Raw genomic sequence first — 13565 nt, 5'->3', positions numbered from 1 at the left:
TAATGCTGACACATCCAACACTGGACCAGATGAGTGCGCTTGGTCTTGCCGGAATGGCAACCGCCTATCGCGAACTTATCGAGCAAGTTCATGGAAATGATCTTAGCTTTGACGAACGGCTTGGCCTGATGCTCGACCGCGAGATCGCACTACGAACCGACCGACGGCTGACCAATCGGCTCGCCACAGCAAAGCTTCGATTTGCCAATGCCTCGATCGAAGACATCGATTTTAGATCTCACCGCGGCCTTGATCGTCGCAATGTCTTGTCCTTGGCGCAGGGCGCATGGCTGAAGGCAAACGAGAACCTGATCCTGACAGGCCAAACGGGCACTGGAAAAACTTGGATCGCCTGCGCCTTTGCGAGACAGGCGGCCCGCCTCGACTACTCTGTCCTCTACGTTCGTATGCCGCGGCTCTTCGAGGATCTCGCACTTGCCAGGCTCGATGGACGCTTTCCGCGCCTCATCGACAAGCTGGCACGTGTTCAGTTGCTGGTGTTGGATGACTGGGGAACCCATACCCTGAATGACCGACAGCGCCTCGATTTGCTCGAAATCTTCGAGGAGCGATATCGAAGGAAATCGACCCTGATCACAGCTCAGCTTCCGGTGGCCGCCTGGCACGAAATGATTGGAGAAGCCACTTTGGCCGATGCGATTTTGGATCGCATTGTTCACAACGCCCACCGCATCACTCTCGAAGGCGACAGCATGCGCAAACGAAAAACGCCGACGCTCTTGACCGGCGACGAAATAACCGAACACAATCACGCGTAACAGCAACAAGGCAACCGGGATTCGATCGCATCCGTTGTCCGCGACTTAGCGAAACGCTTGTCCGCGACTTGCTGAAACCGCTGTCCCGATTTAGCGAAATCCGCAGCCAAGCGCGGATCGTGTTGATATCGACGCCTGCTCGCAGGAGATGGACAGCTGTCGTGTGCCGGATCGTATGGGGGCTGATGCGCTTCGTGGCCAATGTCGGCACGGTTTTGCTCGCCGTGGCAGCGTATTGCGTCACGACGCGGTGTATTCCGAACCTCGTCAGAGGCTCCTTCGTCCGACCCAGAAAGACCGCATCGCTCCTATCCCGATCGGCAATGAGTCGAGCCAGCGATATCGCCGTCGCTGGCCACAATGGGCAAATTCGTGTCTTGTTTCCTTTGCCGTGAAGGCGGACTGACGGAGACGTGCCCAACTGAAGATTGCCAATCGTCAATTTTGCGGCCTCATCCGCGCGAGCACCGCTGTTGTACAGGAATAGCAACAGAGCATGATCACGCGCGCCGATAGGCGTACGCCTGTCAGGTTGACCGAGAAGCGCATCCATCTCGGCCTTCTCGAGATACCCGATTGCGGCCTTCGCTGTCTTTTTGAATGGTATTGCCCTTATCTCGGAACACCACGCCAGATGAACCGGTGATCGCATGCCGACGAAGCGTGCCAGCGAATGAATGGTCGCCAGCCGTTGGTTACGGGTTGCCTCGCTGCATCGGCGATCACGTTCTAGATGGTCCAGGAATTTGCGGACGACTGCCGGCGTCAACTCCTCCACTGTCATACGTTCGATGGCGCAACTTCCTTTCTCACTCGCAAACGGCAACAGCAGTTTAAGTGTGTCGCGGTAGCTGGCTTGGGTGTTGCGGGAAAGATTGCGTTCGGCGACCAGATGCTCCAACAGGAAACGACGGATCCACGGACCAAGGAGGTTCTCATCCTTCATGGTCGGCCCCCATTGCATATTGCGCAAAGCGCTGGCTGGCTGCATCGAGGAGATCGGGCGTCATGTGCAAATAGCGCTGGGTCGAACGTATATCGATATGGCCAAGGTAGGTTGCGAGTTGCGGAAGCAACCTTTGCACGTCTTGACCGGAGCGATACCAGGCGACCACCCGGTGCACGGCGGCGGTGTGACGAATATCGTGCAGTCGTGGCGGCCGAAGCTCCCCGATAGGGCAACTGATTCCGGCGGCTCGACGGACATGCTGGAACCAGGAAATAACCCGCACGTAGTGCCACGGCCGGCCATCGCGCGTAGTGAACAACGGTGATTGTTCCCCACGCGGCAAAGGGAGAAGGCGCCGGCGTTCGATATGCGCAGACAGCTCGTAGTTGAGCTTTGGTCCGATCGGCACGAGACGCGTTTTGAAGAACTTCGTGTCGCGGACAGTGATGATCTGCTCGGTCAGGTCCACGTCTTGCAAGACCAAGCGAAGCGCCTCGCCGATGCGCATACCGCTACCGTAAAGCAGCAGGAGAAGGGTGCGATACATTGCCGGCACCTGAGGACTGTGCCCAAGCTTCAGGATAGAGGTCGCGTCCAGCAGCCGGCGCAGCTCTTCCGTCGAATAGACGTACGGCGTCTGTTGCGGCGGCAGCTTCGGCAATGATGTCGGCAGTGGCGAGAACGCCGGATAGTCGCGGCTGACGGCGAAGCGGTAAAGACCGCTCAACACCCTGTAACGCAGCATCCAGGTGGCGCTGAGCGATCCGCTGCCTTGGAGAAACGCGGCTACCGCCTCCGGGGTAATCTCGCTGATCTCGGGATTGCCCATCACGCGGCAGAATCTGCGCAACAGCACCTCGGCGGACTCGAAACGCATGCCCAATGACCGCTGCTTGGCCAGATACGCGTCGACAACATTGGACAGCATCATTGCAGCGCTCCCAAGTCGAATGCACCAACCTCGCGAAGGGCTGCCAAGTTCACCTTGGCGTAGATACTGGTCGTCGCCGCGCTGCGGTGCCCCAGATGGTCCCCGATCTCCTTTATCGACAGACCTTCGGCAAGAAGCCGAGAGGCGCAGGCATGCCGCAGTGCGTGCCCCCCGCGATGGGCCGCTTCGATTCCAAGCGCGACAAATCTGCGGTTCGCGACATCATAGATGCTTCCCGCCTTCAACGGCCGACGGGGCGCTTGCATGCATAGGAAGACTTCCGGGTGCGACGACGACGGCCGAACCGTGTCGATGTAGCGGGCAAGCGCCTCAGCAACAGACGAAACGAGAGGATAGATCTGCGGCTGGCGGCGCTTCAGACGGAAAAGCCCTAGGGTCCCACCGGCCCAGTCGATCCGATCGAGGCGCAATGCAACTATCTCGCCGCTCCGCATTCCATAGACCGCAAGCAGCAGCAGGATTGCACGATCGCGAATGTCCCGCGGCTTGTCGGTGTCGGCATCGGCCAACATGCGCTGCACGTCTGACCAGTTCGGGGCGTACGGCAGCGACTCCTCTCGGTAAAGCCGGGGACGATCGATCGATCCGGCCAGGTTGTTTGCGCATAATCCCCGCTTTCCGGCATAGCGCAGAAATACCCGCAGAGCAGAAGCAGTGGTGGCGACCGACACACGGGACCATCGTCCCGTTGCCTGGGACACAAAATAAGCGTCGATGTCGACCGCCTGAAGATCTCCGAGTTGCCGGTTCGTCTGATCGCACCAGCGCAGGAACCTGCCGATCACACGGATCCATTGCTCAAGCGTCGATGGTGTGAAGCCGCGCTCATCGCGCATCCATCTCACATACTCTTCGAGTTGCCCCTGATACTCGAATCCGGTACTCGGTTCTCGCCACCAACCAAGAAATCGAAGCCAAGGACGTCCGATATCGACCACTCTTCGGGCGGCCGTGAGCGCTCCGTGCGCCTGTTGCCTCTCAATCGCAATCTGTCGGAGGACCTCGATGTCGATGCCCTCCGAAGGAGCATTCGGACCGAGGCGCGGGGCAATCCACAACAGCTCGTTGCGTTTGATTTTGAGAGAAGCGTGAGTGGCACCGCGTTCCGCGCAGTGGCGAAGATAACGGTTCCGCTCTTCGGCAAACGGCGCGTCATCATGATAGTGGGCCGCCGAGCGGCCGGCATCAGTCGTATGATCCATAGCAAACCTCCATTGGAAAGCTTGCTACCCAGTCATCGAGTTATGTTGCGTCAAGCCCCCCACGACACCGAGGCGCTTGAGCAAGAGAGGCCTTCCACTACATAAATTTGGCCGCAACATAACGGCTAATATGTTATGCGAAACATATTAGCCGTTTTTGCGAGCTGTTCCGTGGCTTTGAGAAGTGCCTTTCACCGACGATGCGCCAGGAACACGTCGCCGGCGACAAAGTCTTCGTGGATTATTCCGGCAAGAAGGTGCCGATCGTTGATCGCAAGACGGGTGAGATCCGCGAGGCGGAACTGTTCCTCGGCGTGCTCGGCGCGTCGAGCTACACCTACGCCGAGGCCACATGTGTTGGTTTCCACGCAGAACTGAGCCGGTTAGGCGCATAATTTCCATTGAGAATTGAGCCATGTGAACCTTCCCCCAACGCGGCGAGCGACGGGGGCAACGGAGTGATCCACATGGGACTTTTAAACATCATCCGTCGGATGGCGCTGCGTGAGAAGCAGTCGATCCGGGAGATCAGCCGGCGCACCGGGTTGTCACGCAACACGATCGCGAAGTATTTGAATGCGGGCACGATTGAGCCGACGTTCACGGTACCGGAACGACCGAGCAAGCTTGATCCTTTTGCCGATAAACTATCTGGCTGGCTGAAGACCGAGGCCGGGAGGTCGCGCAAGCAGCGCCGAACCTTGAAGCAGCTTCATGCCGATCTGATGGCTCTCGGATTTACCGGCTCCTATGGTCGGGTTGCCGCGTTCGCCCGTGACTGGCGGACTGAGCAGCAGACAGCGGGCCGCGGCATATTCATTCCTCTGTCTTTCCGCCCAGGCGAAGCGTTCCAATTCGATTGGAGCGAAGATTATGCCGTGATAGGCGGCGAGCGCACGAAGCTGCAGGTCGCCCATATCAAACTATCACACAGCCGGGCATTTCTGGTCAGGGCCTATCTACTGCAAACGCACGAGATGCTCTTCGACGCCCACTGGCACGGGTTCCGTGTGTTCGGCGGCGTGCCTGGCCGCGGCATTTACGATAACATGAAGACAGCGGTCGATCGTGTCGGTCGTGGCAAGGAACGGCAGGTCAATATCCGTTTCCTCGCGATGACGAACCACTACGTCTTTGCGCCCGAGTTCTGCAATCCCGCCGCGGGTTGGGAGAAGGGTCAGGTCGAGAAGAATGTCCAGGATGCCCGACCGCGGCTGTGGCAACAGATGCCGGACTTTCCGGATCTGGCGGCATTGAATGCCTGGCTGGAACAGCATTGCCAGGACCTGTGGCGCGACACAGCGCACGGCACCTTACCCGGCACGATCGCGGATGTCTGGGCTGATGAGCGGGCAGCATTGATGTCGCTCCCCGCCATGTTTGATGGCTTCGTCGAGCAGAGCAAGCGCGTCTCGCCGACATGCCTGATCACCTTCGAGCGGAATCGTTACAGCGTGCCAGCATCGTTTGCGAACCGGCCCGTCAGCCTGCGAATCTATCCCGAGAGACTAGTCGTTGCGGCCGAGGGCAATATCCTATGCGAGCATGAGCGCGTCATTGAGCGCAGCCACGACAAGCCGCCGCGAACGATTTACGACTGGCGACATTACCTTGCCGTCATCCAGCGCAAACCCGGTGCCCTGCGCAACGGTGCACCCTTTCTGGAACTGCCGGTGGCCTTCAGACAGTTGCAAGATCAGATGCTTCGCCGCCCCGGCGGTGATCGTGAGATGGCCGATATTCTGGCCCTTGTCCTTCATCACGACGAACAGGTCGTCCTCAGGGCTGTGGAACTGGCCCTGGATGCGGGGGTGGCGACCAAGACGCATGTGCTGAACCTGCTGCATCGGCTGATCGACGGCAAGACAATCGATGGTCCCGACATCGATACGCCACAGGCGCTGACCTTGGTGCGTGAACCCGAGGCCAATGTCGAACGCTATGATGGCCTACGCGCCAGGATCGTAGGGGGTCGCCATGCGTCATGACCCCGCAAGTGCTGCCGTCGTCATCATGCTACGGAGCCTGAAGATGTATGGCATGGCCCAAGCCGTTACAGACCTTATCGAGCAAGGGGCTCCTGCCTTTGATGCGGCCGTGCCCATCCTGTCACAGTTGCTGAAGGCCGAGATGGCCGAGCGCGAGGTCCGCTCCATCGCCTATCATATGAAGGCCGCTCGCTTTCCTGCGTACAAAGACATCTCCGGCTTCGACTTCGCTGCCAGCGAGATCAACGAGGCCACCGTGCGCCAACTGCACCGATGCGAGTATATGGATGGGGCGCAGAACGTTGTCCTAATCGGTGGCCCTGGCACTGGAAAAACGCATGTTGCGACCGGTCTTGGAATCCAAGCGATCGAGCATCATCGCCGAAAGGTCCGCTTCTTCTCGACCATCGAACTGGTCAATGCTCTCGAGCAGGAGAAGGCCAAGGGCAAGGCGGGCCAGATCGCGGAGACCCTGGTGCGCCTCGATCTGCTCATCCTGGACGAGTTGGGATACCTGCCGTTCAGCGCCTCAGGCGGAGCGCTGCTCTTCCACCTGTTGAGCAAGCTCTACGAACGCACCAGCGTCATCATCACCACCAACCTCAGCTTCAGCGAATGGGCAACAGTCTTCGGCGACGCCAAGATGACCACGGCTCTGCTCGACCGTCTGACCCACCGTTGCCATATCCTGGAAACAGGAAATGACAGCTTCCGCTTCAAGGCCAGCTCGGCTGCAGCAGCGCAGAAGAAAGGAGAAAAAGCCAACCCCTTGACCAAACCCTGATCAGAAAACCATACTCAGAGGTGGCTCACTTCTCGGTGGAAAAACCGGCTCAGTTCCGCGTGAAAACCAACAAACGCTATCTTGAAAGCGATCTTGAAGATGTTTTTGAAAATTGCACCTGCTTTGACTGCCATCCTTACAATCACGGGAGAGCCGGTAAATGCGCGACAATACGGACCCCTTACCCGGCGATCTGTCAGTGAAACTGGGCAGCCAGATCTTCCGATCCACGTAATCAATGGTAAACCAACGCTGAATGCTCTCGCCATTTTTATTCAGGTGATGGTGGGTGGCAAGAAATCGACGACCAGGTAGGAATAAGTTTGCGAAACGCAGGTATTCCGGTCGTCGGTCTGGATTCCCTCAAATATTTTTGGTCAGGTCGCACAGCTCAGAGGACAGCGAGGGATCTTGGCCTCATCATCGATTACTATACCAAGTATCTGAACGTGAAGCATGTTGTTCTTGTCGGTTACTCCTTTGGCGCAGACGTGATGCCCGCGAGCTACAACAGACTGAGGCCAGCGCAAAAAGCAAAGGTCAAAGCAATTTCACTCCTGTCCCTGTCGCACAAGGTCGACTACGTGATCACCCTCAGGGGATGGCTTGGGTTTAAAACGGACGGCAAGGGTGGCAACCCTGTAGATGATATCGGGTCGATCAGACCGGAGATAATCCAATGCGTTAACGGCAAGTACGATGACCACGACAATGCCTGTCCGGATCTGCGGAGCGCAGGAATAACGGTTATTGACATGCCTGGCGGCCATCATTTCGGTGGAAATTACCATAGACTTGCTGAACATATCACCTCAGGTCTTAAGATGGGTCTTAACAAATGAGCTTTGTGTCTCCCATCCTTGACCTGAAACTCCAGACCCAGACAAAGACAAATGCACTGTCGTTGAACAATGCTATCTGTCAAGTTCGGAACACCTAGTTGTCGTAGCTTACCTTGTTTTTTGGTGGGCATGGCAATCTTCATAAGAGAGGTGGCTCGGTTTGTCTGAACAGTTTCGGGCGTATCGCTAAGTGGATTTCCGCCTCGATTATGCCCCCACCATCATTGGTGCCAGCGCGTTGAAGTAGGCCTGATCCGGTGTCTGCCGGTCAAGGGAAGAATGTGGGCGGCGGCTGTTGTAGAAGTTCAGATATCGACCGATGCGAGCGCTGGCCTCGGACACAGTCTTGTAGGCGTGGAGGTAGACTTCCGTGTAATTGCGGATGACAATCGCCGTCGCCGGAAACGTGAGCCTCACTTATGGACTCAATCACAATTTTAATTATCACGAGCGCCTGGAGTTCCATAAACGGGCGTTACGCTTAACTCGATTGATTTTAACTTCTGCGCGGGGTCGGCAGTTCGCATCTCTTCAAGGTGAGAGAGTCTGGATCTCGCTTTTTGTTGAAGTCTCGGGAATATCTTCTTCAGCGCTCAATCAGCTCGGCTCGCTGAACGCTTAACCGCTGCGCGGTGCGAAGTACTTCCTGCAGGTGCGCCGACATGGCGTTACTCGCCAACTCCCGATCCCCGTCCTCGATCGCGTGGACGATCTTCCAGTGCTGTTCCAATAGTGTCTTCAAATGGGCGGGATCGGGGAGGCTGAGGTAACGGACTCGATCCATTTGCAGTTTCACTGTCTGGATAACACGCCAGCTCTTCGAGAGGCCGGCCTCCTCGCAAAAGCCCCTGTGAAAGGCCTCATCAAGCTCTAAAAACAGGTCCCCGTCGTCCTGAGCCACTGCCAATTCCTGCCGGGAAAGATTGGCTTTGATGTCGGTCAGGAACTGCGTCGAACAGCGTCCCGCCAACCTCTTAACGACCGCAACCTCAAGCGATTCCCGGATGAACTGGGCTTCCTCGACATCGTGGATACGGATCGGCGCCACGAAACTCCCACGCTGCGGCAAAATGTCAATTAATCCCTCATCCGCAAGCCGGATCAATGCTTCACGAACAGGTGTTCGGCTGACGCCGAGCTGCAGGGAGAGATCTTTTTCGCTCAGCGCCTCCGAAGGCAGCATCGCAAGCGTCGTAATAGCTCGCCGAAGACGCTCATAAACCTGAGGAGCGATGGGCTGGCGGATATTAATCGCTTCTAAAACGTCGTTTCCAGATGGGGTTGCGCCCTTCTTGCCAGCCCTTTCGTCGATCCAGTGTCTGTCTGCCATTACGCCCCCTTTTCAGCGATAGTCGTCGCATCTCCGCAAATCGCATATCTTGACGAAGCAGTCTATCACAGACGTTGACATACTACCATGGCAGCTTGTATCTTAAGCCTGGGGAGAGACAGGCGGACCTGTCGACAGCAGAGTTTCGGGAGATACTCGCTTCGGCGAATATCAGCTAACGAGGCGACGAATAGCCGTCGAACGATCCGCCGCCGACCCGAGGGTCGCGACAGGAGCGGGGCCTTTGAATAGGAAGCTGGAGGAGAGAGCACTGATGAGAACCGTCTACAAGAGAACAGCCGCCGCGCTTTGCCTGGCGTTGCTGACAAGTACAGCCATAACTGCAACCGCCCGCGCCGACGAGGGCATTGCCGCCGGGGACACTAGCGGCAAGAAAATCGCGTTCAGCAATTCCTATGCCGGCAATTCGTTTCGCCAGGTGATGATCAAAAGCTTCCAGGACATGGGCGCAAAGGCGAAGGTCGACGGCAAGATCGGCGATACGGCGGTTGTTAGCGCCAACAACTCGGTTACCGAACAGGCCTCTCAGATCCAGAACCTGATCCTGCAAGGGTATGACGCAATCATCGTTCTGGCCGGTTCGGATACAGCACTCAACGGCGCGATCAAGGATGCATGCGATGCGGGTATCGTTGTCGTTGCTTTCGCCAGCGGCGTAACCGAGCCTTGCGCCTACGTGGTTGACTACAACCTTAATTCCTATGCCAAGGCAGAGCTTGATTTCATCAAGGCAAAGCAGGGCGACAAGCCGGCGAATATCCTCGAGATCCGTGGCATGGCTGGCGATGGCTTCGATAAGCGCCTGCATGACGGCGTCGTCAAGGCACTGGCCGAGCATCCGACCTACAAAAGCGTTGGCGAAGTCTATGGGCAGTGGACGTCCACGGTCGCCCAGAAGGAAGTCTCCGGCATCCTGCCATCTCTGCCGAAGGTCGATGCAGTCCTGACCCAGGGCGGCGATGGTTATGGCGCGGCTCAGGCTTTCAAGGCGGCGAAGCGTGATCTGCCGATCATCATCATGGGAAATCGCCAGGATGAACTGGCGCTGTGGAAGCAGGAGCATGATGCGTCGGGCTACGAGACCTTCTCACTTGGCGCAACGCCATCGGTTTCACAGGTGGCATTCTGGGTCGTCCAGCAGATCCTGGCGGGAAAAAAGGTGCCGAAATTCGTCGAGGTGCCTTTGCTGCAGATCAATCAGCCCGATCTCGACGCATGGTTGAAGACGGTTCCGGAAGGTGGCGTGGTCAACGCGCAGTACCCGCAGGATCTCGTGGCAAAGATTATTGATGCCAACGTCAACAAGACTGCTCTTCCGGCTGTTCCAGCACCGAAGTGAGAATTGACATATGAATGACCTTGCAACCTCCTCGTCGGCGCAGGCTGCAGCAGAAGCGCTGATCGATGTTCGCGATATTCGTAAGAGCTACGGCGCCGTTCACGCACTCGGTGGTGTGGATTTTCAGCTACGCTCCGGCGAGGTGGTTGGCTTGGTCGGTCACAACGGCGCCGGCAAGTCGACACTGATGAATGTCCTGTCGGGCGCAGTCCAGCGCACGGCAGGCAGTTTCCGCTATGGCGGAGAAGACGTTGAAATATGGAGCGCAGGGCGAGCCCAGTCAGGAGGTCTGCGCTGCATATTTCAGGAGCTGTCACTTTGCGCCAACCTTTCTGCTGCCGAGAACACGCGCATTGTCCACCGTCAGCTGCGGGGTTTTGGCTGGCGCGGCCGCGCGCGAGATCTGATCGCGAGGTCGCTTGATGAAATCTTTCCCGGCCACGGCATTGATCCAAATGCGAAGATCTCGGAGCTTTCGATCGGCTTTCGGCAGATGGTGGAAATTGCCCGAGCCTTCACGGAAACGGATATCCCTGTCCGCTGCGTTATCCTTGACGAGCCGACATCGTCGCTCGGGCATCAGGCCACAGAGCAGCTCCTGGCCTTTATCCGCAAGGCAGCCTCAAAGGGTATCGCCTGTATTCTTATCACGCATCGGCTGAACGAAATCATTTCGGTCTGCAATCGCGCTGTCGTCATGGTCGACGGCAAGATTGTCGCTGAATGCTCCACGAAGGGTCTGTCACGCTCCAACCTGGTCGAGATGATGGGCAGTATCGAGGCGGCAAACGGGCACAGAGAAGGTCAGACCTCCCGCAGCTTCGGCGAGCGGCAGATCGATCACGGCGGTATCGATGCCGCTGACCGCCCGATTCGGGCAGCCGCCGGCGAGATCATCGGTTTTGCCGGCCTCGATGGCCACGGCCAGCGAGAGAGATTACGTGCTATCTTCACGGCGATCGAAAAGAGCGGCAAGATCCGCGCAGCCTATGTCGCGGGCGATCGCGGGCTGGAAGGTGTCTTCGGTCTATGGTCGATCGCCGATAATCTTACCATCCGCAGTCTCAATGCCCTGCAGAAATACGGTTTCGTATCGAGCGCAGGAGCAAAAGATCTGGCGGGAAAGTGGTCGGCACGGCTCAAGGTGAAGGCGCCATCCATCGATACGCCGATCCTGTCCTTGAGCGGCGGCAATCAACAGAAGGTGCTTTTCGCACGCGCGCTCGCCTCCGACGCCAGCGTTATTTTTCTCGATGACCCAATGCGCGGCGTCGATGTCGGCACCAAGCAGGAGGTCTATCAATTGATCCGCAGCGAAGCCGAGCGGGGCCGAACCTTCGTCTGGTACACGACCGAGATGGAGGAACTTAATAATTGCGACAGGCTCTACGTATTCCGCGAAGGCAGGGCCGTAGAGGAGATAGACGGCGCTGACATTGGTCATGCCCGAATCCTGGAAGCTTCGTTTGGAGGTGCAAATGGTTGATGTGATGACCCGACCTCAGTCGGTTGGCCGTCCCGCGTGGTTGACCGCGGCGCTGCAGGTTGGTCTGCCAGCAGTCACGCTTGTTCTCATGCTTGCGATCATCTTCTGGATAAGGCCGTCCGCCATGAGCTATTTTGGCTTCACGCTGCTTTTCAAGCTGGCGACGCCGCTGGTCTTTGCAGCGCTTGCCCAGATGCTGATCATCATGCTGGGTGATATCGATCTGTCCAATGGCGCCTTCGTCGGGCTGATCACATGTATTACCGCACTCAACCTCAACGCCCATCCGGTGTTGGCGGTTCTCCTTTATCTGGTGACGATCGTCGCCTATGCCGGCATCGGCCTGCTCATCCATCTTCGCCAGCTGCCGTCGATCATCGTCACGCTTGGCATGTCGTTCATCTGGCTCGGCATCGCCATTATCATATTGCCCTCGCCGGGCGGTTCGGTGCCAGCATGGCTGTCGGGCTTCATGAACTGGCGTCCACCGTTCATTCCGTTGCCGATCTTGTTAGCCGTCGTCGCCGCTGCGGTGGGCCACTTGATCATTACCCGGTCCTCCTATGGAGCGGTTCTTCGCGGTGCTGGCGCCAATCCGCGTTCGATCGAACGGGCAGGTTGGTCAACCATTCGTATCCGTGTGTTGGTGTACGCAGCAGCCGGCGTGCTTGCATGCCTTGCCGGTGTGACGTTGACTGGTCTGACGACTTCAGGTGATCCCAACGTAGCGCCGGCGTATACGCTGCTTGGGGTCGGCGCCGTCATTCTTGGCGGCGGTTCGTTCAACGGCGGCGTCGTCTCGCCGGTCGGAACGGTCATCGGCGCACTGACGCTCTCCCTTGCCGGGTCTCTGTTGAGCTTCCTGCAGGTGCCGCCAACCTGGCAGATCGGCGCGCAGGGCGGAATCCTGTTTCTCGTGCTGGCCGGGCGTGTCCTCCTGTCGGAGGAAAAATCATGATGTCGCGTCTTACTCTTGCACCGTGGACCTACGGCTTCATTGTTGCGCTGATGATGTGGATTGCCACCACCGCCTATGCTGGCTTTGGCAGTGCCGAGGCCACCCTGACCGCTGCCCTTACCTTCGGCGCCTTCAGTGTGCTGGTAGGAACCGGCCAGATGCTGGTCATTGCATCGGGGCCGGGTAATATCGATCTGTCGGTACCATCGGTGCTGACGCTTGCGGCCTATGTGTCCATGACCGTAATGAAGGCCCAGGACGGCATGATCCTGGCTGGTTTGCTTGCAGCAATTGCTGTGGGCGCGGTCGCGGGGATGCTCAATTTCCTTGCCATCACATTGCTGCGGCTGCCGCCAATTATAGCGACGCTGGCGTGGAGTTTCGTGTTTCAGTCCTTCGCCTTCAACCTTGGCGGAGAGGCGACGCTGAAGCCGCCGGCCATGTTGTCTGCGTTCACACAATGGCGCGTTGGGGGCATTCCATTCATGCCTTTCGCGGTCATGCTCTTGACCATTGTCACCATGCTTGTCCTTTCGCACGGCATATGGGGTCGCCGTCTTCTGGCCGTTGGCCAAAGCGAGCCGGCAGCGCGGCTGGCAGGCATATCGGCGGGGCGTGTTCGGCTAATTGCCTACAGCCTTTGCGGCGTTGCCGGTGGTCTCGCGGGGTTCCTGCTGTCCGGCTTTTCCGGCGGTGCAGCGCTGAACATGGGTGATGTCTACCTTCTGGAATCCATTGCCGTCGTGGTGCTTGGAGGCACCAGCGTCGCGGGTGGTCAGGCGAATGCAGTCGGCATCTGGGGTGCCGCGCTTTTCTTCAATCTGATGGCGACAATGCTGAACACCTTCCAGATGCAGGCGGGCGTACGTTTCGTGCTGACCGGTGCATTGATCATCCTCATCGTGGCGATCGCGCCCCGACCGCGGGTTGCCTGA

General features: G+C 57.9%; 12 protein-coding genes and 2 pseudogenes. 9 read left to right on the top strand and 5 right to left on the bottom strand.

From position 1 onward, the window contains the following. Positions 1-2: 2 nt before the first annotated feature. On the top strand, positions 3-779 hold the full coding sequence (gene istB / locus J5278_RS20175) for an IS21-like element helper ATPase IstB (RefSeq protein ID WP_111221724.1): 777 nt from the start codon (positions 3-5) through the stop codon (positions 777-779). On the opposite strand, the gene J5278_RS20170 is transcribed toward istB (J5278_RS20175), so the two are convergent. The 3 genes from J5278_RS20170 to J5278_RS20160 are packed head-to-tail and all read right to left on the bottom strand — an operon-like array spanning position 694 to position 3882. Continuing rightward, complete coding sequence (locus tag J5278_RS20170) at positions 694-1725, bottom strand: tyrosine-type recombinase/integrase (RefSeq protein ID WP_219258897.1); 1032 nt, start codon at positions 1723-1725, stop codon at positions 694-696. The genes istB (J5278_RS20175) and J5278_RS20170 overlap by 86 nt on opposite strands. After that, entirely contained in the window at positions 1715-2659 is a 945-nt protein-coding gene (locus tag J5278_RS20165; RefSeq protein WP_111218329.1) for a tyrosine-type recombinase/integrase, read from the bottom strand. Before J5278_RS20165 ends, J5278_RS20170 begins: the two co-directional genes overlap by 11 nt. Continuing rightward, positions 2656-3882, bottom strand: coding sequence for a tyrosine-type recombinase/integrase (locus J5278_RS20160; protein ID WP_111218331.1), 1227 nt, complete (start codon positions 3880-3882; stop codon positions 2656-2658). The genes J5278_RS20165 and J5278_RS20160 overlap by 4 nt, the downstream gene beginning before the upstream one ends. A gap of 149 nt (positions 3883-4031) precedes the next feature. Here J5278_RS20160 and J5278_RS20155 point away from each other — a divergent pair. The 4 genes and pseudogenes from J5278_RS20155 to J5278_RS20140 all read left to right on the top strand — a co-directional run. Continuing rightward, positions 4032-4235 (top strand): annotated as a pseudogene (locus J5278_RS20155) (IS21 family transposase); the annotation flags it as partial. Between the two features lie 114 nt (positions 4236-4349). Then, entirely contained in the window at positions 4350-5870 is a 1521-nt protein-coding gene (gene istA, locus J5278_RS20150; RefSeq protein WP_209187055.1) for an IS21 family transposase, read from the top strand. Then, entirely contained in the window at positions 5860-6654 is a 795-nt protein-coding gene (istB, locus tag J5278_RS20145) for an IS21-like element helper ATPase IstB (RefSeq protein ID WP_167130286.1), read from the top strand. Before istA ends, istB (J5278_RS20145) begins: the two co-directional genes overlap by 11 nt. A 323-nt stretch (positions 6655-6977) precedes the next feature. Next, positions 6978-7496 (top strand): virulence factor, encoded by a 519-nt coding sequence (locus tag J5278_RS20140; protein ID WP_247749312.1) that lies wholly within the window; start codon positions 6978-6980, stop codon positions 7494-7496. Between the two features lie 207 nt (positions 7497-7703). Here the strand turns inward: J5278_RS20140 and J5278_RS20135 are convergent. Together J5278_RS20135 and J5278_RS20130 are read right to left on the bottom strand one after the other, a co-directional pair. Beyond that, positions 7704-7871: pseudogene (locus J5278_RS20135) on the bottom strand (integrase core domain-containing protein); the annotation flags it as partial. A gap of 211 nt (positions 7872-8082) precedes the next feature. Next, complete coding sequence (locus J5278_RS20130) at positions 8083-8826, bottom strand: GntR family transcriptional regulator (protein WP_209186036.1); 744 nt, start codon at positions 8824-8826, stop codon at positions 8083-8085. A 274-nt stretch (positions 8827-9100) separates the two neighbouring features. Between J5278_RS20130 and J5278_RS20125 the strand changes: the two genes are divergently transcribed. From J5278_RS20125 to J5278_RS20110, 4 genes are read left to right on the top strand one after another with little or no spacing between them, the layout of a single operon-like run. Next, entirely contained in the window at positions 9101-10186 is a 1086-nt protein-coding gene (locus J5278_RS20125; RefSeq protein WP_209186037.1) for an ABC transporter substrate-binding protein, read from the top strand. Positions 10187-10196: 10 nt separating this feature from the next. Beyond that, positions 10197-11672 (top strand): sugar ABC transporter ATP-binding protein, encoded by a 1476-nt coding sequence (locus tag J5278_RS20120; protein WP_209186038.1) that lies wholly within the window; start codon positions 10197-10199, stop codon positions 11670-11672. Next, positions 11665-12630, top strand: a complete 966-nt coding sequence (locus tag J5278_RS20115; RefSeq protein WP_247749313.1) for an ABC transporter permease — start codon at positions 11665-11667, stop codon at positions 12628-12630. Before J5278_RS20120 ends, J5278_RS20115 begins: the two co-directional genes overlap by 8 nt. Further along, the gene (locus J5278_RS20110) at positions 12630-13565 is read left to right on the top strand and encodes an ABC transporter permease (RefSeq protein ID WP_307877481.1); all 936 of its coding nucleotides are present in this window, start codon (positions 12630-12632) and stop codon (positions 13563-13565) included. Before J5278_RS20115 ends, J5278_RS20110 begins: the two co-directional genes overlap by 1 nt.

The sequence above is a fragment of the Rhizobium sp. B21/90 genome (genome assembly GCF_019355815.1).
GTDB classification, from domain to species: Bacteria; Pseudomonadota; Alphaproteobacteria; order Rhizobiales; family Rhizobiaceae; genus Rhizobium; species Rhizobium rhododendri.
This window is presented reverse-complemented; position numbering and strand designations above follow the sequence as displayed.

Bases quoted from the DNA above. Each gene is read 5' to 3' on its own strand.
- istB (WP_167130286.1), top strand. From the start codon at position 5,860: ATGCGTCATGACCCCGCAAGTGCTGCCGTCGTCATCATGCTACGGAGC.
- J5278_RS20170 (WP_219258897.1), bottom strand. From the start codon at position 1,725: ATGAAGGATGAGAACCTCCTTGGTCCGTGGATCCGTCGTTTCCTGTTG.
- J5278_RS20110 (WP_307877481.1), top strand. From the start codon at position 12,630: ATGTCGCGTCTTACTCTTGCACCGTGGACCTACGGCTTCATTGTTGCG.
- J5278_RS20115 (WP_247749313.1), top strand. From the start codon at position 11,665: ATGGTTGATGTGATGACCCGACCTCAGTCGGTTGGCCGTCCCGCGTGG.
- J5278_RS20130 (WP_209186036.1), bottom strand. From the start codon at position 8,826: ATGGCAGACAGACACTGGATCGACGAAAGGGCTGGCAAGAAGGGCGCA.
- istB (WP_111221724.1), top strand. From the start codon at position 3: ATGCTGACACATCCAACACTGGACCAGATGAGTGCGCTTGGTCTTGCC.
- J5278_RS20165 (WP_111218329.1), bottom strand. From the start codon at position 2,659: ATGATGCTGTCCAATGTTGTCGACGCGTATCTGGCCAAGCAGCGGTCA.
- J5278_RS20125 (WP_209186037.1), top strand. From the start codon at position 9,101: ATGAGAACCGTCTACAAGAGAACAGCCGCCGCGCTTTGCCTGGCGTTG.
- istA (WP_209187055.1), top strand. From the start codon at position 4,350: ATGGGACTTTTAAACATCATCCGTCGGATGGCGCTGCGTGAGAAGCAG.
- J5278_RS20120 (WP_209186038.1), top strand. From the start codon at position 10,197: ATGAATGACCTTGCAACCTCCTCGTCGGCGCAGGCTGCAGCAGAAGCG.
- J5278_RS20160 (WP_111218331.1), bottom strand. From the start codon at position 3,882: ATGGATCATACGACTGATGCCGGCCGCTCGGCGGCCCACTATCATGAT.